The 23,573-nt window shown below is 53.9% G+C and carries 17 protein-coding genes; 13 read left to right on the top strand and 4 right to left on the bottom strand.

Features of this window, described 5'->3' with window-relative positions; translation table 11 throughout:
• Nucleotides 1-3: 3 nt before the first annotated feature.
• Together AC0YNX_RS15620 and AC0YNX_RS15615 are read left to right on the top strand one after the other, a co-directional pair.
• Nucleotides 4-1,365, top strand: coding sequence for an ABC transporter substrate-binding protein (locus tag AC0YNX_RS15620; RefSeq protein WP_475816597.1), 1,362 nt, complete (start codon nucleotides 4-6; stop codon nucleotides 1,363-1,365).
• A 167-nt stretch (nucleotides 1,366-1,532) separates the two neighbouring features.
• Nucleotides 1,533-2,618, top strand: coding sequence for a glycoside hydrolase family 172 protein (locus AC0YNX_RS15615; protein ID WP_475816596.1), 1,086 nt, complete (start codon nucleotides 1,533-1,535; stop codon nucleotides 2,616-2,618).
• A 900-nt stretch (nucleotides 2,619-3,518) separates the two neighbouring features.
• Here the strand turns inward: AC0YNX_RS15615 and AC0YNX_RS15610 are convergent.
• A complete protein-coding gene (locus tag AC0YNX_RS15610) occupies nucleotides 3,519-3,677 on the bottom strand; it encodes a hypothetical protein (RefSeq protein ID WP_475816595.1) in 159 nt (52 codons plus the stop codon).
• Nucleotides 3,678-3,769: 92 nt separating this feature from the next.
• On the opposite strand from AC0YNX_RS15610, the gene AC0YNX_RS15605 reads away from it, so the two are divergent.
• The 3 genes from AC0YNX_RS15605 to AC0YNX_RS15595 all read left to right on the top strand — a co-directional run bounded on the left by AC0YNX_RS15605 (nucleotide 3,770) and on the right by AC0YNX_RS15595 (nucleotide 6,819).
• Nucleotides 3,770-5,065 carry a M48 family metallopeptidase gene (locus AC0YNX_RS15605; RefSeq protein ID WP_475816594.1) on the top strand — a complete coding sequence of 432 codons (1,296 nt, stop codon included), beginning with the start codon at nucleotides 3,770-3,772 and terminating at the stop codon, nucleotides 5,063-5,065.
• Complete coding sequence (locus AC0YNX_RS15600; protein ID WP_475816593.1) at nucleotides 5,058-5,852, top strand: hypothetical protein; 795 nt, start codon at nucleotides 5,058-5,060, stop codon at nucleotides 5,850-5,852. The genes AC0YNX_RS15605 and AC0YNX_RS15600 overlap by 8 nt, the downstream gene beginning before the upstream one ends.
• 85 nt (nucleotides 5,853-5,937) lie before the next feature.
• Nucleotides 5,938-6,819, top strand: coding sequence for an ROK family protein (locus AC0YNX_RS15595; RefSeq protein ID WP_475816592.1), 882 nt, complete (start codon nucleotides 5,938-5,940; stop codon nucleotides 6,817-6,819).
• Nucleotides 6,820-6,869: 50 nt separating this feature from the next.
• On the opposite strand, the gene AC0YNX_RS15590 is transcribed toward AC0YNX_RS15595, so the two are convergent.
• Nucleotides 6,870-7,733 carry a helix-turn-helix domain-containing protein gene (locus AC0YNX_RS15590; protein WP_475816591.1) on the bottom strand — a complete coding sequence of 288 codons (864 nt, stop codon included), beginning with the start codon at nucleotides 7,731-7,733 and terminating at the stop codon, nucleotides 6,870-6,872.
• A gap of 210 nt (nucleotides 7,734-7,943) precedes the next feature.
• On the opposite strand from AC0YNX_RS15590, the gene AC0YNX_RS15585 reads away from it, so the two are divergent.
• The 8 genes from AC0YNX_RS15585 to AC0YNX_RS15550 all read left to right on the top strand — a co-directional run bounded on the left by AC0YNX_RS15585 (nucleotide 7,944) and on the right by AC0YNX_RS15550 (nucleotide 20,663).
• The gene (locus tag AC0YNX_RS15585; protein ID WP_475816590.1) at nucleotides 7,944-9,041 is read left to right on the top strand and encodes a mandelate racemase/muconate lactonizing enzyme family protein; all 1,098 of its coding nucleotides are present in this window, start codon (nucleotides 7,944-7,946) and stop codon (nucleotides 9,039-9,041) included.
• A 15-nt stretch (nucleotides 9,042-9,056) separates the two neighbouring features.
• On the top strand, nucleotides 9,057-11,387 hold the full coding sequence (locus AC0YNX_RS15580; RefSeq protein ID WP_475816589.1) for a glycoside hydrolase family 95 protein: 2,331 nt from the start codon (nucleotides 9,057-9,059) through the stop codon (nucleotides 11,385-11,387).
• Between the two features lie 155 nt (nucleotides 11,388-11,542).
• On the top strand, nucleotides 11,543-13,813 hold the full coding sequence (locus AC0YNX_RS15575; RefSeq protein ID WP_475816588.1) for a helix-turn-helix domain-containing protein: 2,271 nt from the start codon (nucleotides 11,543-11,545) through the stop codon (nucleotides 13,811-13,813).
• 25 nt (nucleotides 13,814-13,838) lie between these two features.
• Nucleotides 13,839-15,470, top strand: coding sequence for an extracellular solute-binding protein (locus AC0YNX_RS15570; protein ID WP_475816587.1), 1,632 nt, complete (start codon nucleotides 13,839-13,841; stop codon nucleotides 15,468-15,470).
• Between the two features lie 278 nt (nucleotides 15,471-15,748).
• Nucleotides 15,749-16,657 carry an ABC transporter permease gene (locus tag AC0YNX_RS15565; protein WP_475816777.1) on the top strand — a complete coding sequence of 303 codons (909 nt, stop codon included), beginning with the start codon at nucleotides 15,749-15,751 and terminating at the stop codon, nucleotides 16,655-16,657.
• 16 nt (nucleotides 16,658-16,673) lie between these two features.
• Nucleotides 16,674-17,570 carry a carbohydrate ABC transporter permease gene (locus AC0YNX_RS15560; protein ID WP_475816586.1) on the top strand — a complete coding sequence of 299 codons (897 nt, stop codon included), beginning with the start codon at nucleotides 16,674-16,676 and terminating at the stop codon, nucleotides 17,568-17,570.
• Nucleotides 17,571-17,672: 102 nt separating this feature from the next.
• Entirely contained in the window at nucleotides 17,673-19,376 is a 1,704-nt protein-coding gene (locus AC0YNX_RS15555) for a type 2 periplasmic-binding domain-containing protein (RefSeq protein WP_475816585.1), read from the top strand.
• A gap of 123 nt (nucleotides 19,377-19,499) precedes the next feature.
• The gene (locus AC0YNX_RS15550; RefSeq protein WP_475816584.1) at nucleotides 19,500-20,663 is read left to right on the top strand and encodes an SGNH/GDSL hydrolase family protein; all 1,164 of its coding nucleotides are present in this window, start codon (nucleotides 19,500-19,502) and stop codon (nucleotides 20,661-20,663) included.
• A 151-nt stretch (nucleotides 20,664-20,814) separates the two neighbouring features.
• Here the strand turns inward: AC0YNX_RS15550 and AC0YNX_RS15545 are convergent, their stop codons facing one another.
• Nucleotides 20,815-21,129 (bottom strand): hypothetical protein, encoded by a 315-nt coding sequence (locus AC0YNX_RS15545; protein ID WP_475816583.1) that lies wholly within the window; start codon nucleotides 21,127-21,129, stop codon nucleotides 20,815-20,817.
• Between the two features lie 28 nt (nucleotides 21,130-21,157).
• Nucleotides 21,158-23,560, bottom strand: coding sequence for an alpha-L-rhamnosidase-related protein (locus tag AC0YNX_RS15540; protein ID WP_475816582.1), 2,403 nt, complete (start codon nucleotides 23,558-23,560; stop codon nucleotides 21,158-21,160).
• Nucleotides 23,561-23,573 lie beyond the last annotated feature (13 nt).

The following is a 23,573-nucleotide window of genomic DNA, read 5'->3' as shown; positions in this document are numbered from 1 at the left end:
TCAATGGGAGCAACTGCAAGAGGAGGAAAGAAGCTTCTGTATGGTTTGCTAGTGGTGACCGTGATTATGGCGACAGGCTGCAGCGCGCAAGATGCCCAGTCAACGAACGGCAGCACGGGGGGCGATGTCCAGGTGGATAGCGGCAGTGTGGGAGAGGGAGATATAAAGCTGCGAATGATGGAGAGCTTGCCGAATACGCAGCGAACGTTAATCCTGAAGTCGCTCATCTCACAGTTCGAGCAGGAGAATCCAACGATTCAAGTGGAGCTGATCTCACCGCCTTTCGATCAGGCGGATGAGACCATAGAGACGATGCTGTCCACGAAGCAAGATCTTGACGTGGTCGAAGTCCGTGAAGTGAACGTTGCGGACTATGTGAACAAGCATTATGTCGAACCGCTCGATACATACACCGCCAACTGGCAAGATTATGCCACAGTGCAGCAAGCTCCACTTAGCGTAGGGAGCGTGAATGGCAAGTTGTATTTTCTGGCGAATGGACTCTATGAGCGCCAGCTCTACTATCGCAAGGACTGGTTTGAGCAGGCGAATATGAAACCGCCGTCTACCTGGGAGGAGTTCTACAACGCCGCTGTGAAGATGACGGATAGCGTACGTAATCGTTACGGCTACTCCTTCCGCGGCGCAAAGGGTGCAAACGGCGTCTTCGAAAGCATGATTCGAACCTACAACGGAACGGCTACGAATTTGGAGGACGGCGCTTTTCTAGGCAGCGGCGCCACGATCTACTCTTCGCCGGCAGCGGAAGAGGCGCTAACGCTCTATAAGAAACTGTACGAGAACGCTTCGCCGAAGGAATCCGTTTATTGGGGATTTGATCAAGAGGTGAAGTCTTTCACATCCGGACAGACGGCAATGCTGCTGCAGGACAATGATGTCATTCCAACGCTGCAGGCTGAGATGAAGCCAGGCACATGGGCAGCCGTTCCGATGCCGAAAGGTCCGAGCGGCAAGTCGCTGATCACGGTCGGCACTGCAGGTTGGGGGATTCCGTCAGCCTCCTCCCATAAGGACGCGGCATGGAAGCTGATCGCATTCTTGTCGAGCCCAGACCAGAATACGGCATTCTGCAAGAAATACGGGCTAGTGCCGATCCATACGACAGCTGCGATGGACCCTTACTTTATGACGGGCCCTTATAAGACGCTTATTGATATGACTAATGATCCGGATACCTATGTGTTCTATCAAAGACCGATTAAATACCCCGGCAATAGTGAGTGGTCCAAAGTGTCAACGACAACGGAGCAGAAGATGCTGCTTGGCAAAGCCACAGTGAAGGAGACGCTTGCGGAGTGGGATGCGTTCTGGAAGGAACAGCAGCGGTTGATGCAAGGCAAATAAATGGCAGGACATAGAGTTCAGTTGGGCAGTTCTATCCGGAAGGATGGAGCTGCTCTTTTTTGTCGAAAAAGTAGGCATTGACACAATATGGGAAAAGGGAGTAGCATAGGTGCCATGTTCATGCAGTAACCGTTTACATCTTAATGTGATAGGGAGAGAGCAGCGACTTGTATAACTTTAACGGCCTTGATATGGGGATTGGCAACTTAGCACGTTTGTCGAATGCGCAGACAAGATCAATCAGTCCGGAGAACTTTTCAGGGCAACCTGGCAAAGGCGGCATGGCAACAGAAGGAACAGGCGCGAACTGTGCGCGAGACTTAGGCTTAGGCTGGAAGGTATCGCCCTCTGTGGAGATTGAGCCTGGCTCCATCTTGGATATGGCTGAAATTGAAGGTCCTGGCGCAATTCAGCATATTTGGCTGACCTGCTTCCCGGGCTCGTGGCGCAATATGATTATCCGCTTCTACTGGGACCATGAAGAGACGCCTTCGGTTGAAGTGCCGGTTGGGGATTTCTTCTGCAATGGCTGGCAAGAGCGCTGCAATGTGAATTCGTTCCCGATTGCGGTTAATCCGGCAGGCGGGATGAATAGCTATTGGCAGATGCCATTCCGCAAGCATGCTCGCGTAACAATGGAGAATACATCGAAGACCGATAAAGCGGTATTGTACTATCAAGTCGACTATACGCTTACAGAAGTGCCGGAGGATATGGCTTATTTCCACGCACAGTGGAGAAGAAGCAAACCGGTTGCGTATAAAGATGTGCATACTTTAATTGACGGCGTAACAGGCAAAGGCCACTACGTCGGAACATACCTCGCATGGCAGGTGAACAACACCGGCTGGTGGGGCGAGGGCGAGATCAAGTTCTACATGGATGGCGATACCGAGTTCCCGACGATATGCGGCACGGGGACGGAAGACTACTTCGGCGGCGCATGGAACTGGGAGCATCCGCAAGGTCAATACGGTGTGTACTCGACACCGTTCCTCGGCATGCACCAAGTCATTAAGCCAGACGGCTTGTACCGGAGCCAGCAGCGCTTCGGCATGTACCGCTGGCATGTGCAGGACCCGATTCGCTTCGAGAAAGAGCTGCGCGTGACCATTCAAGATCTTGGCTGGCGCTCGGGCGGACGCTACCTGCCGCAACAGAGCGACATCGCATCGACGACGTTCTGGTACCAGGCGGAGCCGCACGCGCCATTCCCGGAACTTCCGGGCAATGATGAGCGTGAAGTGATCTAGGCTTTGGACAAGAGATAAGCGGATCAGCAGATTAATTGGACAAGCAGAGGCAGATAGAGTAGATAGAGCAGGGCCGACTCTTTAGGAAGTCGGCTCTGTTTCGTAGTACATTCTGCGCGGCTTCGGCGCTGGCGGAGTGATGAAGGAAAGAGCAGCTCTCTGGGCGGCGAAAAAGCGGTAATCGCGTGATGAGAGAGGGAAAAGCCTCTCTCAGAGTTCGAAAGCAGCGGAATAGGCGGGTTAGCTGGATCGAGAGAGGTAAAAGCCGCTCTCGTGAGGCGGAACAGCGGAAATAGTGTGATGAGAGAGGGAAAAGCCTCTCTTAGAGTGCGAAAGCGGCGGAATAGGCCGGTTAGCTGGTGTCGAGAGAGGAAAAAGCCTCTCTCAGGAGCCGAAAAAGCGGTAATCGTGTGATGAGAGAGGAAAAAGCCGCTCTCGGTGTGCGAAAACAGCGGTAAAGGCCGTTTAGTTAGATGGGGGCGGTGGTGAGAGCACACATATGTTCTTTCAGCCAACTTTTGGCGCGTTTTGGATGCTGAGAGCACATATGTGTTCTCTCACGCGGGATCAGGAGTAAAATGTGAAGGTTTTCTGGACTGAGAGCACGTATATGTGCTCTCGGCTTCGCTTTGATGTGTTTTCTGCGCTGAGAGCACATATGTGTTCTCGCACGCGGTATCAGGAGTAAAATGTAAGGTTTTTTTGGACTGAGAGCACGTGTATGTGCTCTCAGCTTCGGCTCTCGCGCGAATCGTGCGCTGAGAGCACATATGTGTTCTCTCACGCATGACCTCGAGTAACATGCGAAGGTCTTCCCGACTGAGCACCTACATCGCTTCTCCACTTCTCGCCGTGCATTCACCTAGCCAAGCCGACTCTCTAAGGGTCGGCTCTTTTTCATTACCTACGCAGTCGTTTAACGCCGTTATAGATGGACCACAAACCAACGGCGCAATAGAGCACCGTGCGAACAGTGCTTACAAATGGCGGGATGAACACAATTGTGATACACACCAACCCTAGAAGAATCATGATATACGCGTAGATTTTGATACCCACTTCGAATACACTCCCTTGCTCAATTACGATCTTTAGACGAAACATGCTATGATAAGTTTACCCTAATCCTTGGAAAAGTGGGAGATGTTTCGATGCCTGTACGCCGACGTTCAAAAGGGTTCGTATGGTTCGTATTATTCGTGGTGTATGCGGCGCTCGTGACCGCTTATGTTTGGTACACGTCGCCTAATAATGTGCCTTCTTCGTATGCCGGAACAGCAGCTGATCCGTCTACGTTCTTCTCGAGCAAGCAGCTCGCGGATAGCGCGAAGCTGAACGCGATGCGCAATTGGATTTTCTTCATCAGCGCGCCGTGGGAATGGCTCATCTATGTATTTCTGCTGTTCGGCGGGCTCGCTCGATATTGGCGGGATGCGCTGCAGCGGAGCGGATTGCCGCTTGTCATCAGGTTTCCGCTCTATGTCCTGCTGGTGGAAGCCGCAGCGTTCTTGCTCTACTTGCCGCTGCGAGCGCTTAGCTTTGCCTTGTCCAAGTCCTATGGGATCTCAACACAGCCGTGGCTCGGCTGGCTTCGGGATAAGATCGTTGCCTTCGGCGTCGGCTACCTCACCATGCTCGCTGTTACGGCGGTCGCGTTCTGGATCATGTCGCGCAGAGGCCGCTGGTGGCTGAAGCTGTGGCTGATTTCCGTGCCTTTTACCGTATTCATGATGTACGTGCAGCCGGTTATGATCGACCCGCTTTACAATCACTTCACGCGTCTGTCCGATCCGCAGCTGGAACATAAGATTCTAACGCTCGCTACCAAATCTGACATTCCCGCAAGCCGAGTCTATGAAGTGGATATGTCCGCCAAAACAAACGCAATCAACGCCTACGTCACCGGCATTGGCTCGTCCTTGCGAATCGTGCTGTGGGATACGACGCTGAAGCAGCTGAATGAGCAAGAGATTCTGCTCATCATGGCGCATGAGATGGGGCATTATGCGATGCACCATCTCGAATGGAGCGCACTCGGCGCGGTCGGCTCGTCGCTGGTGATGATTGTCATTGGCGGCTGGATCTACATCTGGTCGATCCGCCGCTTCGGGGACCGGCTCGGTATTCGCAGCCGCTCGGATATGAACGCGCTGCCACTGCTGCTGCTCATCGTATCGCTGCTGTCGTTCGCATCGCTTCCGCTGAGCAACTATGTGTCTCGCCAAGCGGAAGCGGCGGCGGATGCGTATGCGATGAAGCTGCTGAACACCGCCGATGGGTCCATCTCGATGCAGCAGAAGACTGCGCTCGTTACGCTGAGCGACATGAATCCGCCGCTGCTCGTTCACTGGTTCCGCGATACGCATCCGAGCGATATGCAGCGAATTATCGCGGCGATGGAGTTCGCGAAGACGCATCCTGGCAAAGGAGCAACTGCAGGTGAATAGCGTAGCTGCGAGAGGGGAAATATCGCTGTATCTACTCAGCGGACTTGCAACGGCACCGCTGTTTATGGAGAGCTTCCGCGCCGCCTTGCATGGCTTGCTGGAGCGGGAAGGGTACGAGGTGACGGCATCGGAGATGCTGTCCCCGTATGGGGATTGGTTCCGCAAGGTCGTGCCGCAGATTTGGGAGATTGGCCGAGATATGCGGCTGAATCCGCGCAAGACGCGGCGCTCGATTGGCGGCAGGCGCGCAGTGGCGGCAATTGGCGAGAGCAGACGCCGCCTCGGGTTCCCTGCGTCAGGCGGCGAAGGCCGAACGATTATCGTCGGCCACAGCGGCGGCGGTGTCGCAGCCGTGCATGCTGCGATGCAGCTGATAGAGCAGGACGGTGGCGACGCGCGAAGTCCGCTCGTCGTCATGATCGGTTCGCCGCGCTGCCGCATTCCGGCGCAGCTGCGCCAGTCGGTGTTGTACGTCTATGCGACTCCGGCGGAGGCTAGAGCTGGAGCGGCTGGCGAGCAGATTGCGGATGCGATCTGCAAGCTAGGCTCCTTCGGCGGCTGGGGTGGTGGCCGCAGGGATCATGCAGGAGCTGGTGGCGTTCGCCGTCGTTCGCTGCTTGGCTGGAACGATAACAAGCACGGTCCGGATGGCGCTTGCGGTGTGCCGATTATGGGGAAGCATGCAGATTACTTTCGCGAGCAGGCTCCGTACGTCAACGGAATGGGGCTCTCGAACCAGTGGCTGACGCTGCATGCGGTGTGGGAATGGCTGCGACATAAAATATAACTTGCCGCTGGCTAGTAATTTTGCTATTTTGCATAGTAGTAGATGAAGCCATTATTGGTAAGCCGATTAGGAGGATTTGGGGAGCATGTTGATTGGAGCAGTAGAAGCGGGTGGAACAAAGTTCGTTTGTGGAATTGGAAGCGAGGACGGCGTTATTCAAGATCGGGTGAGCTTCCCGACAGAGCAGCCGGAGAAGACGATTGCTAATGTCATTAACTATTTCCGTGATAAAAAGGTTGAAGCCATCGGTATCGGCTCGTTCGGACCGATTAACATTGATCCGTCAAGCCCGCAGTACGGCTATGTGACGACAACGCCTAAGCCGGGCTGGGGCAACTATCCCGTGTTGCCGGAGCTGCGCAAAGTATTCGACGTGCCGTTCGGCTGGGATACGGATGTTAACGCGGCGGCTCTTGGTGAAGCAACTTGGGGCGCGGCGGCAGGACTCGATAGCTGCTTGTACTACACAGTCGGTACCGGTATCGGCGTAGGCGTCTATGCAGAGGGCAAAATGGTGCATGGTCTCGTACATCCGGAAGGCGGGCATGTGCTGACACGCCGTCATCCGGAAGATACGTTCGAAGGCTTCTGCCCGTATCACGGCGACTGCTTGGAAGGCATGGCGGCTGGACCTGCGCTTGAGCGCAGATGGAAAGTGAAAGGCAGCGAGCTTGGCGTCGATCACCCGGCTTGGGAGATGGAAGCATTCTATCTCGGACAAGCGGTTGCGAACGCGATTCTGCTATTGTCGCCGAAGAAGATCATTCTTGGCGGCGGCGTGATGCACCAAGAGCAGCTATTCCCGCTCATCCACGCGGAAGTGCGCAACAACTTGAAGGGCTACGTCAGCGCTGAAGCTGTGCTGGACGGCATCAGCAGCTACATCGTGCCGCCAGGCCTCGGCGATAATGCCGGCTTGTGCGGTTCGCTCGCGCTCGGGCTGCGTGCTCTGCAAGAAGCGAAGTAAATAATTAAGGCTATAAATAAAATGAAGATGACTTCTGTTTATAACAGGAGTCATCTTTTTTTATTTGGAGCTTGCCGATACTGCTTCGGGCTGACGCCATAATACGCTGTGAAATGGCGCGTGAACGGGTGAATGGACGGGTAGCCGAGCTTGTCGGCAATGGCGGTCACGCTGAGATCGCTCTCTTGCAGCAGGTGCATAGCGCGTTTCATCCACAGCCGGTGCTGATAGGTTTTCGGCGTCATGCCTGTCTCGCGCAAGAATAACTCGTGAAAATAAGTCCGCTTCAAGCCGCAAAGCGTCCACCACTGCTCGACCGTCTCGCGCCGCTCCGGATTCATCTCGAGCTGCTCTAACAGTCGCACGATTCGATAGTCGCGCGGCTGGCGAGTACGGCAAGCATTATGCCAACTGAGCATCCACGCGTACAGCAGGCTGTTGACCGTTTCACTGCGATAGTGGAGCAGCTCATTGTACAGCTTCACGATATGAAGGAAGGCATCGTACAGATGCGGGTATGGCTGCAGCGAGAAGACGCCTGGCAGTGAATCCAGCTCGTCGCATGGCTCTGACGCCGGTTGTTCATGCAGCCGGAACGGCTGCGGTGCATAAATAAAAGTGCGATGAAGCGAGATCGGCTCACGGTTATCCCACATATCGCAATACAGGTTATGAGATGCAAGTGGATGCTCCGGCGATATGTGGAACGCGTGCGGTTGACCGGGACGTAGAAAGATGAGCGTCCGCTTCTCGATGGGATACCGTACACCCTCGATTTCCATTTCGCCAGGTCCGTCTGTGAAGAGATGGAAGGCGTAGACGCTGCACACGCGCAGCCCTTCATTCGAACTGCCATCGTATAAGTAAGGCATGGAATCGCCGACGAATGGCGTCAGCTCCGCTAAAGTTCTCATATCGTAATCCTCCATAATTAGGGCAATGTTACCGGATGAATCGTCAACTTTTTGGATGGGTGAACAAATACGAAATATAGGGTCCATGATACGATAAATTCATAAGGAAAAGAAGAACCGCAGTGAAATTCGATAGTCCGCATTAGAATCAGAGCGGATCAATCAGCAACAAGTGATTCATTCATCCCTACGCCAAGAAGGAGCTTCCTAATGATTATTACAAAAGTTGAGACATTCGTGCTTCATGTGCCGATTACGCCGCCAATTACCGATGCGATTAACGTTGCCACGCACTGGGGGCTGTCCGGTGTACGCATTTATACGGATGAGGGTATCACGGGCTACGGATATACAGGCACATGCGCGCATGGGGACGATATGATCGTTGATACCATTGAGCGCTATTACGCACCGGAGTTAATTGGGAAAGACCCGTTCATGGTCAAAGAGTTATGGGATACGATGCGCTTCGGCAAGATGCACTGGATCGGACGTGCAGGCATTACCCATATGGCGCTGGCTGCTGTTGATATTGCGCTGTGGGACATTATGTCCAAGGCGGCGAACAAGCCGCTGTGGCAGTACCTCGGCGGACATAAGAGCAAAGGGATCAAAGCCTACAATACGAACGGCGGCTGGCTTAACTGGTCGAAGGATCGGCTGCTTAAGGATGTAACGGATATTGTGGAGCAGGGCTTTACCGGCGTCAAAATCAAAGTCGGCAAGCCGGACCCGCGCGAGGACTATGACCGTGTCAAAGCGGTGCGCCAAGCGATCGGCGATGACGTCATCTTCATGATCGACGTGAATCAGCAGTGGAACATCAATACCGCGATGACATGGGGCAAGCGGCTGGAAGAGTTCGACTTGTTCTGGCTGGAGGAACCGCTGAACCCGGACGATATTATGGGGCATAAGAAGCTTGCCGACGAGCTGAATGTGCCGATTGCGCTTGGCGAGCATGTCTATACGAAGTATGCGTTCCGCGATTACATTCATCAAGGAGCGCTTGAATATTGCCAAGTTGACGTCACCCGGGTCGCAGGCGTTACAGAGTGGCTGCAAGTAGCAGGTCTTGCTGCTGCATACGATGTGCCGGTCTGCCCGCATGTCGGCGATATGGGGCAGATCCATCAGCATCTGGTGGCGGCGACTCCCGGCGCGATTATGCTGGAGTACATTCCTTGGATTCGCCATATCTTCGAGGAGCCGGCAACGGTGAAGAACGGCCTCTATATATTGCCGCAAATGCCGGGGGCATCAACGACGATTATTCCAAAATATTTTGACGAATACAGGGTGCGATAGGAGGAGAACGATTCGATGAAGCTTCGATATGAGGGACCGGCACCGGGCTGGAAGCAAGGGCTGCCGCTCGGCAATGGCCGGCTGGGTGCAGTCGTCTATGGCGACGGCGCGAGCGAGACATGGTGTATCACGGAATTGACCTACTGGTCGGGCAAACAGGAGTCTCCGGTGACGGCGTCGCAGGGGAAGAGCGATGTAGCTGCCATGCGGGAGCTGTTCTACGCGGGCAATTACACAGAAGGCGAAGAGATGGCAAGCCGACTGCTGCAGGCAGAGAAGCGCAATTTCGGCACGAACCTGTCGCTATGCGATGTGAGCTTGTCGTTCGAAGGTGGCTATCAGGGAGACACGATGACCCGGGAGCTGAATTTGGAAGAGGCTGTTTTTCGCGCAGTAAGTGCGTCAGGCGGGGATTCACGCTTCATCCGTGAAACAATTGCTTCGCATCCGAGCAATGTCATCGCTTCACATATTCGGCGCGAAGGCGAAAGCGAAGGAGCGGATGGCATCTCCTTCACGCTTCGGCTCGAAGGACGGACAGAACGGTTCGAGGTTCGCGCGGCAGGGGGCGATATGCTTGCATTCGAGAGCCAAGCCATCGAAACGATGCATAGCGACGGTACTTGCGGTGTGCGGTGCCACGGAGCGGTTCATGTCGTCGCGGCAGGCGGAGCGGTAGCCGTGCAGGACGGTGCTATAGTTGTGGATGGCGCCGATGAGGCTTGGATTTATTTTGCAGCGGAGACGGATTACCGCCGTGAAGATGCTGCCTGGGAGCAGGAAGCTGCAAGCCGGGTGAAGCAGGCCGCCGAGCAGGGTTATGCTTCAATTCGCGAGGCGCATATTGCCGATCACCGGCAATTGTACGGAAGAGTTGAAGTCGACTTCGGCGATTCCGGCGCTTCGGTATTGCCAATCGATGAGCGGGTTCGGCTGCTCCGAGCCGGCGGTGACGATCCGCAGCTGTTCGCGCTGTTCTTCCAATACGGCCGGTATTTGATGATTGCCGGATCACGTGGCGATTCGCCGCTTCCGATGCATTTGCAAGGGATATGGAATGACGGCGAAGCGAACCGGATGGCATGGAGCTGCGATTATCATCTCGATGTGAACAGCGAGATGAATTACTATCCGACAGAAGCGGCTAATCTGGCGGAATGCCATCTGCCTCTCATGCGCTACATTGAGCAGCTGGCGGAAGCGGGGCGGGAAACAGCGCGCAGCTACTATGGCTGCGATGGATGGACAGCTCATGTATTCTCGAACGCATGGGGATTCACGGAGCCGGGCTGGCATTATTCGTGGGGACTTAATGTAACGGGCGGCTTATGGATTGCGAATCAGCTGCGTGAGCATTATGAGTATGGACGAAGCGATTCCTTCTTGCGGCAGACAGCCTATCCGGTGCTGATGGAAGCAGCACTGTTCTTCCTCGATTACATGACGGTACATCCGAAGTACGGCTTTCTAGTGACAGGTCCGTCGAACTCACCTGAGAATAGCTTCTACGCCAACGGTTCACAGGATCGTTCCTACGCGCTGTCGATGGGGCCGACAATGGATCAGTCGCTCGTACGCGATCTATTCGCTTTCTGCGTGGAAGCAAGCGAACGCCTTGGCGTAGATGAACCGCTTCGCGAGCGTCTACGACAGGCGATCGAGCTGCTGCCGCCGCTGCAAATTGGCGGCAATGGCCAGCTGCAGGAGTGGCTGGAGGATTACGGCGAGGCGCAGCCTGACCATCGCCATCTCTCGCATCTGTACGCGTTGTATCCGGGCAATCAGATTACGCCGCAAGGAACGCCTGAGCTGAGCGAAGCGGCAAGACGTACGCTTACGATGCGGATGCGCGGCGAAGGACTCGAAGATGTGGAGTTTACGCTTGCGTTGTTCGCGGCTAACTTCGCAAGGCTGCATGATGGGAATCGTGCGTACGATCAGCTCGTGTACCTCATCGGAGAGCTGTGCTTTGACAATTTGCTCACGTACTCCAAGGCGGGCATTGCCGGAGCCGAGACGAATATTTTCGTAGCGGACGGCAACTTCGGCGCAGCTGCGGCAGTTACGGAGATGCTTCTGCAAAGCCATGCGGATGAAATTCACTTGCTCCCGGCGTTACCGCAACAATGGCATACAGGTCGCATAACCGGACTCCGCGCCAGAGGTAATGCCGAGGTTGATATCGTATGGCTGAATGGCGAGCTGAGCGAAGCAACGATTCGTGCGCATGCACAGCTAACGACAGTGGTGCGGTACGGTGAACGCATCGTGCCGATAACGCTTGCTGCTGGCGATAGCTGCCGGCTTGAGCGCAGCGCGTTCGCCGCAGAGAAGCAGATCGGGTAGATTCACAGGAGGCAACCGCAGCGATGGATGCTAGCGGTTGCCTTTCCTTTTTGGTGTATTACATTCCGCGAAAGCAGAGGCTATAATGAGTGTGAGATACGGAAAAAGCGGGGGGACGACATGTGAACAGGCATTCCAGAATTTTTCGCAGCTTCTTGATTTCATATATCGTGATCCTCATTATTCCGAGTCTCGCGGGTTACATGTCTTATCGGACATCCATTGCCGTGACGCAATCCATCTCCATTGAGAATAGCGTAACTCTGCTTCAGAAGAGCCAGCAAATGCTGGAACGGCGAATGGCCGAGGTAGAAGGCTTCACGAGACAGCTCGCGCTCAATCAGGACCTGTACGTACTGATGAACCAAAAGAAGCGCAGCGGCAGCGACGACGGCAATGTATACGACATTTGGAAAATCATGAAAGAGGTTATGGTCTTCAGCCAAACGAATGATTTTCTGAAAAACTATTATATCTATCTGCGCAATTACAATGTTGTGCTGACGCCGGGATCCGCTTATTTCAGACCGGAGCATTACTACGATAGCGCGCACTATACCAATATGAATATGCTGCAGTGGAAGAGCCTCATTATGGATAATACGCACAGCCGCGAAGTGCTGCCGCTGAAGCCATTCTCTTTGAACGGGAATCAGACTTCCGCCATCTCCTATATGCAATCGCTTCCACTGGACAGCTTTGGCGAACAAGCGCCGGCTACGGTCGTCGTCCTCATCGATCAGAAGACGATAGCAAGTCTCTTATCCGGGGTACAGGAGCGCTATGGCGGCTGGACTTATGTCAGCAATGCACAAGGTGATGCTATCAGCATGCTTGGCATCGAAGAGAAAGATGCATCCGCGATGAATGCGGACCACGTGTTCAATAAGGACAAGCAGAGCCAATTCTACAAGAATGATCTTGTTATTACGATTCGTTCTGCTTCTACCGGATGGATATATCGGGCAGGTATTCCCCGTTCGGCGCTGATGGAGAATGCGAACTATATTAAGTACATCTCTTGGTCCGTTACCGGCGCCGCGCTCATTATCGGCTTGGTTGTAGGTTGGTTTCTGTCACACCGCAACAGCGCGCCGATCAATCGGCTGCTCGGGGTCATGCGGGAGCAGTTTGGCAAGGACGAGCCTATTGGCCGCAACGAATATGACTTCCTCCAAGGGAATATCTCGACCATTATTACGAGCAATCGAGTGCTGGAAGAAGAGCTCAAGCGGCAGCTGCCACTTATACGCGATGCATTCCTGAAGCGGCTGATTGCGGGCGAGTTCCAGACGCAGGAAGAGATTCAGGCCGCTGCCTCACAGGCGGATATGGGCTTGTCGCTTCGCGAAGGCTACGTCGGCATTCTCCACATTCACGGGTATGCGGGACTCGATTCAGTCGAGATCTTGAACGAGCTGAGCGCGGCAAGATTATTGCTAAAGCAAAGCTTGCGGGACGTCGACAGCCGGATTCTCATGACGGATCTGGGCTCGGATCGCGTCGTTGCGATATTCCCGGCTGCTCAAGAGAAAATGGACGATCTGGCGAGCCGGACGAATATTGAGCAGATGCTGGAGCCATTCGCGGCATTGATGTTCAGCGAATACAAAATTACCGTGACAGGCTCATTCGGCGATCCGTTCGCCTCCGACATGGAAGTGAGCCGTTCGTACGAGCAGGCAAAGGAAACGATGGGCTACGCCGATTATATGCAGCGCAAAGGTTTTCTCTGGTACGCCAACATACGCCAGGAAAGCGCGACCTATTATTACCCGCTCGATATGGAGCTGCGCCTCATTAGTACCGTTCGCGCCGGGGAAGAGGCAGAGGCGAAGCGTATTGTGGAGTCGGTCATGCAGCAAAATACGGAAGATCGCGAGCTGTCGCCGGAGATGGCGAACCAGCTGATCGTCGAGCTGAAGGGGACGCTGCTGAAGCTGCTTGATCAGAAGGCGTTCGCCGAGTCTGAACAATTCGAGGAAGTGAAGAACCGCGTGCTGGAAATTCAGTTAACGGGCACCATTGAAGCGGTTCGGAGCGAGCTCGATCGGATCATTGAAGCGATGTGCGGCATGATTACGAGCAAGAAGAACGATCTGCATATTAAGACGGTTGAGCAAATCAAACAATTTATCGCGGCGCAATATGGGGATTCGGAGCTGACGCTTTACCGCATTGCGGAGCAGGCGGAACGGCCGGAGAAATATATTTCGCAGCTGTTCAAAGAAGTGACGGGCACGAATTTATCTGATCATCTGGAGAAGGTGCGGATGGACCGTGCAGCAGAGCTGCTGCAGGATAAGTCGTTTACGGTGGACGAAATCGCGCTGCAGGTTGGCTACAACAGCTCGCATTCTTTCCGCCGCGCCTTCAAGCGTGTTATGGGTGTAGCTCCGAGCGCATACCGGCAATCATTAGACTAAGAGCACGAAGGGAGCGAGCATGCTGATGAAGCTTCGCCTGATCATATGGATGCTCATGAGCGGCATGCTGCTTGGCGCATGCTCCTCGCAGGCTCCGAAGCAGCAGACGCCGCAGCAAGCAAGCACGAACATTACGGTTTTTGCACAGCAGGACAGCGGGCAGAATTTGCAGACCAACGCATTCTCGGCCTATCTCGAACGAAAGTACGACGTTCATTTCAATTGGGAGACGATTCCCTATGAAGGAGCGAAGGAGAAGCGGCAAATTTCGCTTGCGAGCGGCAGCTATGCCGATACGTATATACTTACCGCTTACATCGATCAATTCACCAAGGCGGAGGTGCTGCGCTACGGCAAGCAGGGGATATTCCTGCCGCTGAACGATCTGATCGACAAGTACGCGCCTCATATTAAAGCAGCGTTCAAGCAGAATGCAGCGCTAAAGGAGCTTAATGTCGCGCCGGATGGCAACATCTATGGACTCGTCAGCTATAGCGAATGCTTCCACTGCTCCTATCCGAACAAAATGTGGCTCAACAAGGTATGGCTGGACAAGCTGAACCTGACGATGCCGAAGACGCTGGACGAATTCAAGCAGGTGCTTCAAGCGTTCAAGACAGAGGACCCGAACGGAAACGGTCTTGCGGACGAAATTCCGCTAAGCGGCTCGACCGAGAACTTCGGCGTTCATCTTATTCCGTTTCTGATGAACGGATTTATATATGACGATGACCGCAATTATCTGGCCTTGTCCGGCGGAAGAGTCGATACGGTAGCGAACAAGCAGGCATGGAAGGAAGGGCTCGCTTATATTAAGTCGCTCTATGATGACGGTCTAATTGACCCAGGCGCCTTCACGCAGAATTCGGAAGCCTATAAACGGCTTGGAGATAATGAAGCAGACGTCATTCTCGGAGCAGGTGCTGCGATGCATCCGGATATCTTCGCTTCGGATGCGACGGGGAGCAATCGTTCGCGCAACTACGCGCCTGTGCCGCCACTGAAGGGGCCTCATGCTGCTTACGCCGTTCATGATGAAGGCGGCATAAGTCCCGGGGCTAAGTTTGTCATTACGAATAAGGCAACACGGGAAGCGCAAATTGCCCTTATCCGAATGGTTGACTATATGTACACGCCAGAGGGACAGCTTCACGCGGAGTCTGGTGACGAGGGCGTCGGCTGGCGCAAGCCTCTGCCAGGCGAGCTCGCGCTTAACAAGGAAGCCGTCCCAGTGAAGGCCGGCATTCCGTCAACTCCAGGCAAGCCGAACAATTCCGGCTGGATCGGCACGGCTCATTTCTACATGCCGAAGTCATATCGGGACACCTGGGTGCAGGATACCGATATGTACGCGCCGAACGGCTATGAGCGAAGGCTGCAGGCAGCCACGGAGTTGTACGCCGGCAAGGAGCCGAAGGAGCTGTTCCCGGCGTGGGCGATATGGGTGAACGAGGCCGATGCACAGCGGGCAAGCGTGCTGGAGACGAATTTGAAGAACTATATCGATCAGAACACGCTTGAATTCATTACCGGCTCGAAGAGCCTGAGCACCGATTGGGACAGCTATGTTAGAGGGCTGAGCGAAATGGGGCTGTCCGATTATTTAGCCATCATGCAGCAAGGCTATGATGATTATTTGCATAACCGTACCCAATAAATGAGAATCCCGAGCCGCAAGCGGCGGCCGGGGTTCTTTTTTTGGCCTATATAGCGGAAAATGGCCGTTCTGCGGGCAATTGTCCGCCTCAAAACGGGGCAAATGTACGCCAAAAACCGCAAGTGTACCTATGCCGGGAGCAGCCCAAACCACTATGATCGGTCATGTGGTAAGCGTTATCATACAGCGCTTAAAGGCATCTGGGAGGGATTGGATTGAACGTGGAAATCGCAGTTGAACAACAGACAGGGGCGGCATTAAAGAGAAAGAAAAGAAGCCTGTCCAGCGCAGCGGCGAGAAGCTTTGCGAAGCATTGGCAGCTCTACTTGGTCGTCATACCGCCGCTATTGTACTTTATTATTTTCAAGTATTATCCGATGCTGAATGCGGTTCTGGCCTTCAAGGACTATAACGTCATTAAAGGCATTTGGGGCAGCCAATGGGTCGGCATGAAGAACTTTAAGCTGTTCTTCGATAACCCGATCTTCTGGGACTTGATCAGAAACACCATATATCTGAGCGGTTATCTGCTGCTCGCGGGATTTCCGATTCCGATTGCACTTGCTCTTATGCTGAATGAAGTGCGCAGCGGCAGGTTCAAGCGGTTCGTGCAGCTCGTGACGTTCGCGCCTTATTTCATCTCGACTGTCGTGATGGTGTCGATCATTATGCTGTTTCTGGCGCCGCGGCTCGGATTCGTCAATGTGCTGATGAATCATCTAGGCATGGACTCCATTAACTTCCTCGGTGTGCCGGACATGTTCAGATCGATCTATGTATGGTCGGATATTTGGCAGACGGCAGGCTATTCCGCCGTTATTTATTTGGCAGCGCTTGCAGGCATTGACCCTACCTTGTACGAGGCGGCGAAGGTAGACGGCGCGTCTCGGTTTCAGAAAATATGGCATGTAGATTTACCCGGAATTCTTCCTACGATCACCATCGTCCTCATTCTGAATGTGGGCAACATTATGGCGGTCGGCTTTGAGAAGGTGTATTTGCTGCAAAATCCGCTTAATCTCGTGAATTCCGAAATTATTTCAACGTACGTGTACAGCATCGGCTTGCTGAACGCCAACTACAGCTTCGCAACGGCGGTCGGCCTGTTCAACTCGGTGATCAATCTGGTGCTGCTCGTGATGGTCAACGGTTTGGCCAAACGGTTCTCGAATAACAGTCTGTGGTAGAAGGAGCTAGAAACGTATGTCTTCAATGAGAACAACGATAAGAGAATCGGCTGGCGATAGGCTGTTCATGATCGTCATCTATACAATACTGACTCTGGTGCTGATTGCCGTCATCTATCCGCTTATATATATCGTGAGCAGCTCGATCAGCAGCCCGGCGGCGGTCACTTCCGGCAAGGTGTGGCTGTGGCCCGTGGACATTTCGTTCAAAGGCTTCGAGACGCTGCTTCATACTCCGCAAATCGTGACAGGGTACGGCAATTCGCTGTTCTATACGGCGGCAGGCACGTTCATCAGCGTGGCGCTTACCGTCATGATTGCATATCCCCTGTCTCGCAAAACCTTCTTCGGGCGTAGCGGGATCATGATGATTATTACGTTTACGATGATTTTCAGCGGCGGGCTTATTCCGACTTATATGGTTGTCAGAGCGCTGCATCTGATTGATACGCGCTGGGCGCTGCTCATTCCGAACGCCATCTGGGTATGGCAGGTCATTATTGCGAGATCGTTCTTCATGTCATCGATTCCGGAAGAGCTGATTGAAGCGAGTGAAATTGATGGCTGCAGCGATTTGCGCTTCATGCGCAGCGTCGTTATTCCGCTGTCCAAACCGATCATCGCGGTGCTCGTGCTCATGTATGCGGTCGGGCAATGGAATGCGTACTTCGATGCGCTCATCTACTTGAAATCCGCTAACCTGTTCCCGCTGCAGCTCATTCTGCGCAGCATTATTATTCAGAACAACAGCTCCGGCGTCATGGACGCGATGAAGTTGGTGGAGCGTCAGCAGCTTGCTGAATTGCTCAAATATGCGCTTATCGTCGTAGCTACGCTTCCGGTGCTGATTATTTATCCATTCGTACAGAGGTTCTTCGTGCAAGGGATGCTCGTCGGGTCTGTAAAAGGATAAGGGCGCCCGTCTGTCGGATGTTTCTTGAGAGGGGAGATAGGTATGTAGTGTGGGGGTTAAGCAGCACTTCTAACTAACGATAAAAAAAGGGAGCGATTAAAGTTGAAAAAGAGAATGGGAAGCATCGCCGCAACACTCGTCACCTTCAGTATGATATTGGCTGCATGCGGAAGCAACAATGCAGCGAACTCGAACAATACGGCATCCAATGATGGAGCGACCGGGACGAATACAGAGGCATCATCGAACAGCGGAGGCAATGCGGAAGCTTCAAGCGAACCGGTTCCTGTTAAAGTGTTTACGATTCAAGAAACAGGGATCGACCTGCCTACCAATAAATTCACAGCATTTGTAGAAGACAAATTCAAGATGAAAATCGACTGGGAGCTGAATCCATCAGATGGCGCCAAAGAGAAGCGCCAAATCTCGCTCGCGAGCGGCGATTACCCAGATGCTTATATGCTGCCAGCTTATATCGATCAATTCTCACAGGCGGATGTGCTGAAGTATGGCAAACAGGGCGTTCTGCAGCCGCTGAATGATCTGATTGACCAATATGCGCCGAACATCAAAGCTGCGCTGGAGTCAGACCCAGAAATGAAAGCGTTTAATACAGCACCGGACGGCAATATCTATGGCCTTGTCGCATATTCGCAGTGCTTCCACTGCTCGTATCCGAATAAAATGTGGCTGAACACAAAGTGGCTCGATAAGCTTGGCTTGCAAATGCCGAAGACGACGGAAGACTTCAAGAAGGTGCTGGAAGCGTTCAAGACGAAGGATCCGAACGGCAACGGCAAAGCGGATGAAGTGCCGCTGAGCGGTTCGATCGAAGACTTCGGCGTACGCGTGATTCCGTTCCTGATGAACGGCTTCGTATACGACGATGATCGCAATTACTTGAACCTGAGCGGAGGTAAGGTAGAATCGGCCGCAGTTAAGCCGGAATGGAAAGAAGGGCTTGCATACATCAAATCGCTGTATGACGAGAAGCTGATCGATCCGGGTGCATTCACGCAGAATGCGGAGGCGTTCAAAAAAATCGGTGAGAATGGTGCTGCACAAATTCTCGGCGCAGGCGCGGGCATGCACCCTGCGATCTTCGTCAATATCGACAAAGGCAACAAATACTCAGCCGATTATAATCCAGTTCCACCGCTCCAAGGACCACATGCTCAATTTGCTACGCATGATGGCGGCGGCGTAGCGCCTGGCGCGAAGTTCGTCATTACGAACAAAGCAAGCAAAGAAGCGCAAATTGCTTTAATTAAGCTGGTTGATTATATGTTCACGCCAGAAGGCCAAACGAATGGCGCATCAGGTATGGAGGGCATCGATTGGGAGAAAGCTGGCCCGAATGATGTAGCGCTTGGCGAAGGCGTGAAGGCAGCATTCAAGCCAATTCCGGCGAAGGAAGGCGATGCTCCTCACAATGCAGGCTGGAGCGGCGTTGCCCACTTCTATATGCCAAAAGCTTACCGCGACAGCTTCGTATCGGCGACGGATATCTATGATGCATCAGGCTACGAGCGCCGTCTGTACAACGCAACGTTGTTGTATCAAGGCAAGGAGCCGCAAGAGCTGTTCCCAGCTTGGTCGGTATGGATTGATCCGTCTGACATGGATGAAGCAAGCATGCTGCAAACGAATATCAAAAACTACATCGAGCAGAATGCGCTTCAGTTCATTACAGGCAACAAGGATCTGAGCAAGGACTGGGATGCGTATGTGCAAGGCTTGAAAGACTTGAAGCTGGACCGTTACCTTGAAATTCTACAAAAAGCGTACGATTCTTCCAACAAATAAGCAGCATGGAAGTGCTGGGCGCTCTGGTTAGCCAGAGCGTCTTTTGCTTGCCTGTGAGGCAGGGGTTGGTAACGACGGGAACAGTTGAGATCGTAACTGAAAGGGCAATTAACACGAAGGGAAGTGAAGCTGTTGCTGGATGCTAGACATATTGCGATGCGATCGGGTCTGCCGCGACTTGCAGCCAAGCTGCTTCGGGGCGGCGAAGTGATTACGGTTGCTTATTTGGGCGGTTCAATCACGGAAGGAGCAGGTGCTTCCCGGCAGGACGAGACGAGCTGGCGAGCACTTACCGGTCAGTATTTGGTCGAACAATACCCTCATTCCTCGTTTACTTTCATCAACGCAGGAGTTGGCGGTACGAACTCAACCTTGGGGGCTCATCGCCTGCATGCGCATGTGCTGAGTCAGGGCAAGATCGACCTGTTGTTCGTAGAGTTTAGCGTCAATGATGGGGAGGACCGAGAAGAGTCCATCCGAGGAATGGAAGGGATCGTACGGCAGTGCCGTCGCCACTCTCCTTGGACGGAGCTATGCTTTGTATATACGGCAGCGGACAAAAACCTGTCGGACACGCTGCCGTTTAATATCGCGGTACATGAGGAAGTCGCAGCGTATTACAATATCCCATCGGTTAACTTTGCCGGTGGCGTTCAGGATCGAATTAATGCCGGAGTTGTTACATGGGAAGCGCTGGCGCCTGACCGTGTCCATCCGAATGACGAAGGGTATGCATTATATGCGTCCTATGTACAGGCGTTTCTGGAACAAGCGGTTCGTGCTGCAGGTGCAGGAGATACGGCTTCGAATGGACTGGATCTACTGGAACAGTCGTATTCTCGCCCGCTGGACGAAGGGAATTATGAGTTCGCTATGATGTTCGATTGCGATACTACTGACATTGACATTGCATCCCGTGAATTCGTTCAGCAAGAGCTTGGTGAAGATGAGCCGCTCATGAACTGGCGTTATGGGACGGGACATCTCGCAGCGAAGGGGAACGAGGGTGAGCAGCTGTCTTTTGCCGTGGAGGGGCGCATTGCGGGTATTGTGCTGCTGCATGGGCCGGACAGCGGCATCCTGGAATATTCGCTGGATAACGGCAAGAGCTTCACCGTCGTTAACGTATTCGACGAATGGTGCCTGCTCGCGTATCGGCCGATTCTGGTAGTGTTTCCGGCTCAGCAAGACCGCTCCTTGCAGCAAGTCCTTATCCGCTGCACGGGCAGGAAGGACGAGCGGAGCAAAGGCGCGGGAATTCGGGTGCTGAAGCTAATGAGCTCTTAATTCGAAAGAAGCCTCCTTCCCATGAGTGGGAAAGGAGGCTTTGTTGTGAGTCATAAGAGCCATTCGACGCTAAATAGCGTGCGTGGCAACCATTAGCGCGTGCGATGGAGCCCAGCGGTTCAGCGGTTCAATGTACCACTATTGCACATGCCTACTCCGTCAGCGACCGCACATACCGCAGCGCTGCGCCTGAGAGCTCATCCCACTGAGCTGCATGGGCATTCGGCACGCGAAGCCAGCCCCTCATCTGCTTGCCCGGGGACGGCTCGAACGTTGCTGCGCCTTCGAGCGCAGCGGCATGGTTGCCCTCCGGCAGCTTGAATACCATGTCATCCTTATAGAACATGGCGAATGCCTTCTTGTTGATCTTCAAACATTTGGCGCCAAACATGCTGCCCTTCACGACACCGTCCGTGTGGCCGAGGTGGTCGCCGATTTCTTGATAACGCTGCTCATGCTGTGACATCCTTAGAAAGCAGCCTCCTCATTGTACGTTACGGCTTGCTAACAAGCTGCTTGCCGCTGTAGTTCTGGATAGTAACCGTATAGCCTTGCGGTACAGTTAGCCGGTAGTTCAGCTCATCCCCTTCGATGCACCAATCCAGCTCAATCGGACCGTCAGCCGTCGGTTGCTTACCGCTGCACCACGCAAGGCCTGTATCCATGAAGGCAATCGCCAGCGACCGCGCGTTCCGGTCGACCGAAACAATGCCGAGCGCATCTCGGTAGAGGCTGCGGACGACATGCGAAGCAAAGCCGTGATTGCAGCTTGCGCTCGTCCGGTTATGCTCCCACAACGTGCCCGTACGCTCTGCCATGACGCTGAAGAACGCCTTAATCTCCGCAAGCAGCTGCTTCGCAAGACCAAGCTGCGATAGCATCTCCATCCGCAGGTAATAGCCGATGAACGCGTTCGCCGGATGTATCCCGCTAATATCGGCGAGAAGAGGCTCGCCAGCGCTGCGAATCGGACTGAAATCATGCACGAGGCTCATGTACCAGTCGCTTTGCTCCTGCGGATCGGAAATGCCGAAGAAAGCGGCGTAATACTGGCACACCTCGGAGCGGTTGTCCGTCACCTCAAGCACACCGTCCGCGTCCTCCATCGCTTGATCTACGTAGAACGAGCCGTCGTAAGACAGCTCTCTTATCATCTGTTTCACCACTGCCGCATCATCGTGATACGACTCTTCGCCATATAGCCTCGCAGCAGCTTCAAGCGCCCCCGCATACAGCATATTGCTCGGGAAATTAATGCCCTTAACGAAGTCATTCGCCTTCGACCATTCAATAAACACCCAGCTCTCGAGATTCTCGAGCAGCCCGAATTCATTGCGGAAGCCTTCAAAATACCGAAGAAGCGCTTCAACCCTTGGCTGCAGCGAAGCAATAAGCTGCTCATCGCCACCGCGTGCCTGGAACTCCTCGAGCTGAATAATGAACCAGAGCGCCCAGTTCGGAATGAACGTCCCGTCATTATGATCCGCAGGATAGCACATCGGCAGCATCCCTTCAGGCAGATGCTCGAACCGTTCCGGGAGCAGGAAGTTCTCGAAGAAGTTGTGTTCAAGGATGTTACCGCCGGTCAGATCGGCCTCGACTCGCGCGGCGAAGAAGCTGTCGCACAGCCAGCCCGCGCGTTCGCGGGAAGGGCAATCCGTGAAGTTGTCGACGGCATTCTGCCGGAACGATTCGCGTGCAGCCTCGAAGATCGCGCCGAGCGACTCATCTGAGCAGCTGAATCCGGCGCGGTCCGCATCGGGATTGGCATACTCCCGTATGGTGAAGGCCGTAACGGCACAGCTGCCTTCGAGCGCAATCGCCTTCAGATACTTCAACGTGTATGGCTCGATGGTTTCGAAATCATAAGCACCTGGCTCGCACTCCAAATAAATGACATTCGAGCATTCAAGGCGCTGATGATCAACATCGCCATCTGTCAGAATTTCATCGAAGGTCAGTGCAATTCGTGAAGGCGTATCACACCGGAAGGCCATTCCGATGAATCCGGTACGGTTGCAGTCGAACTCGACTATGGCAGCACCAAGCGGCTGCAGTTGCAGCTCATTCAACAGCTTCGGCTCGCCATGCTCCTGCCAGCTTGTAAGCAATTGACCAAGCTCATCCGTCGGCAGCAGCTCCAGCTGATCGACTGTGAAGCCTTTCAGCATCGGCCCGATATCGCTAATCGCGCGGTCCCGCCAAGGCTCTACAGCCTCAGCGCGCTGTGTAACCGTCCCTCGCGCCACGACGGAGACAGGCGTTACCATACCAAACGCAGGCTTGCTCACGCCGCGAAGCAGCAATAGCTTCGCTTCCGCAACGGCAGCATCAGCCGCCGGAGCTGGAGTCGCCGCGCCGTTCACGCGCCACCCGTGCACATCCGGCGTCAGCCGGTAAGCTTCCATGAATGGACGCTGGAAGCTGTAGCGCTGCACCTTCTGCACCCGCTCGGGAAGCACGAACGTCTCGAATCCGCTGACGTTCTCATTCTCGTTTCCTTGTCCACTCCCGCCGCATCCGGTCGCCGCAACAACTACGCCATTCACCTCAACCTCCGCTTGCACGAACGAAGGCTGATCCAGCGTATAGAAGCTGTTCACATTGTAGCCTGCGACTTCAATGGCGATGATGCTCGGTTGTCCGGTCGCATCTACGTCATTAACAACGTTCCACTCATCGACGCGGTAATAACCATGCGGACCTGCCGCTGGTCCATGTCCTACGAAGACGCCATTCACATAAACGCGGTATCGCGCAGAGGCGGTGATTCGAACGAGGCAGCTGTCCGGCAGTTTGCCGTCAATGTCCATCAACTGCGCTCGGAAGCCTCCGGTTATATTCATAGCCGTCTCTAATCCAGCTGGCCAGATCGGCTGAGCTTTAACAAATTTCAATTTATGGTCCCTC

Source organism: Paenibacillus sp. J31R98 (assembly GCF_056269245.1).
This window is presented reverse-complemented; position numbering and strand designations above follow the sequence as displayed.

What these genes read in the sequence shown, in the direction of transcription:
- AC0YNX_RS15620 (WP_475816597.1), top strand. Translation starts at nt 4, where the DNA reads ATGGGAGCAACTGCAAGAGGAGGAAAGAAGCTTCTGTATGGTTTGCTA.
- AC0YNX_RS15605 (WP_475816594.1), top strand. Translation starts at nt 3,770, where the DNA reads ATGCCTGTACGCCGACGTTCAAAAGGGTTCGTATGGTTCGTATTATTC.
- AC0YNX_RS15595 (WP_475816592.1), top strand. Translation starts at nt 5,938, where the DNA reads ATGTTGATTGGAGCAGTAGAAGCGGGTGGAACAAAGTTCGTTTGTGGA.
- AC0YNX_RS15590 (WP_475816591.1), bottom strand. Translation starts at nt 7,733, where the DNA reads ATGAGAACTTTAGCGGAGCTGACGCCATTCGTCGGCGATTCCATGCCT.
- AC0YNX_RS15585 (WP_475816590.1), top strand. Translation starts at nt 7,944, where the DNA reads ATGATTATTACAAAAGTTGAGACATTCGTGCTTCATGTGCCGATTACG.
- AC0YNX_RS15580 (WP_475816589.1), top strand. Translation starts at nt 9,057, where the DNA reads ATGAAGCTTCGATATGAGGGACCGGCACCGGGCTGGAAGCAAGGGCTG.
- AC0YNX_RS15570 (WP_475816587.1), top strand. Translation starts at nt 13,839, where the DNA reads ATGAAGCTTCGCCTGATCATATGGATGCTCATGAGCGGCATGCTGCTT.
- AC0YNX_RS15560 (WP_475816586.1), top strand. Translation starts at nt 16,674, where the DNA reads ATGTCTTCAATGAGAACAACGATAAGAGAATCGGCTGGCGATAGGCTG.
- AC0YNX_RS15545 (WP_475816583.1), bottom strand. Translation starts at nt 21,129, where the DNA reads ATGTCACAGCATGAGCAGCGTTATCAAGAAATCGGCGACCACCTCGGC.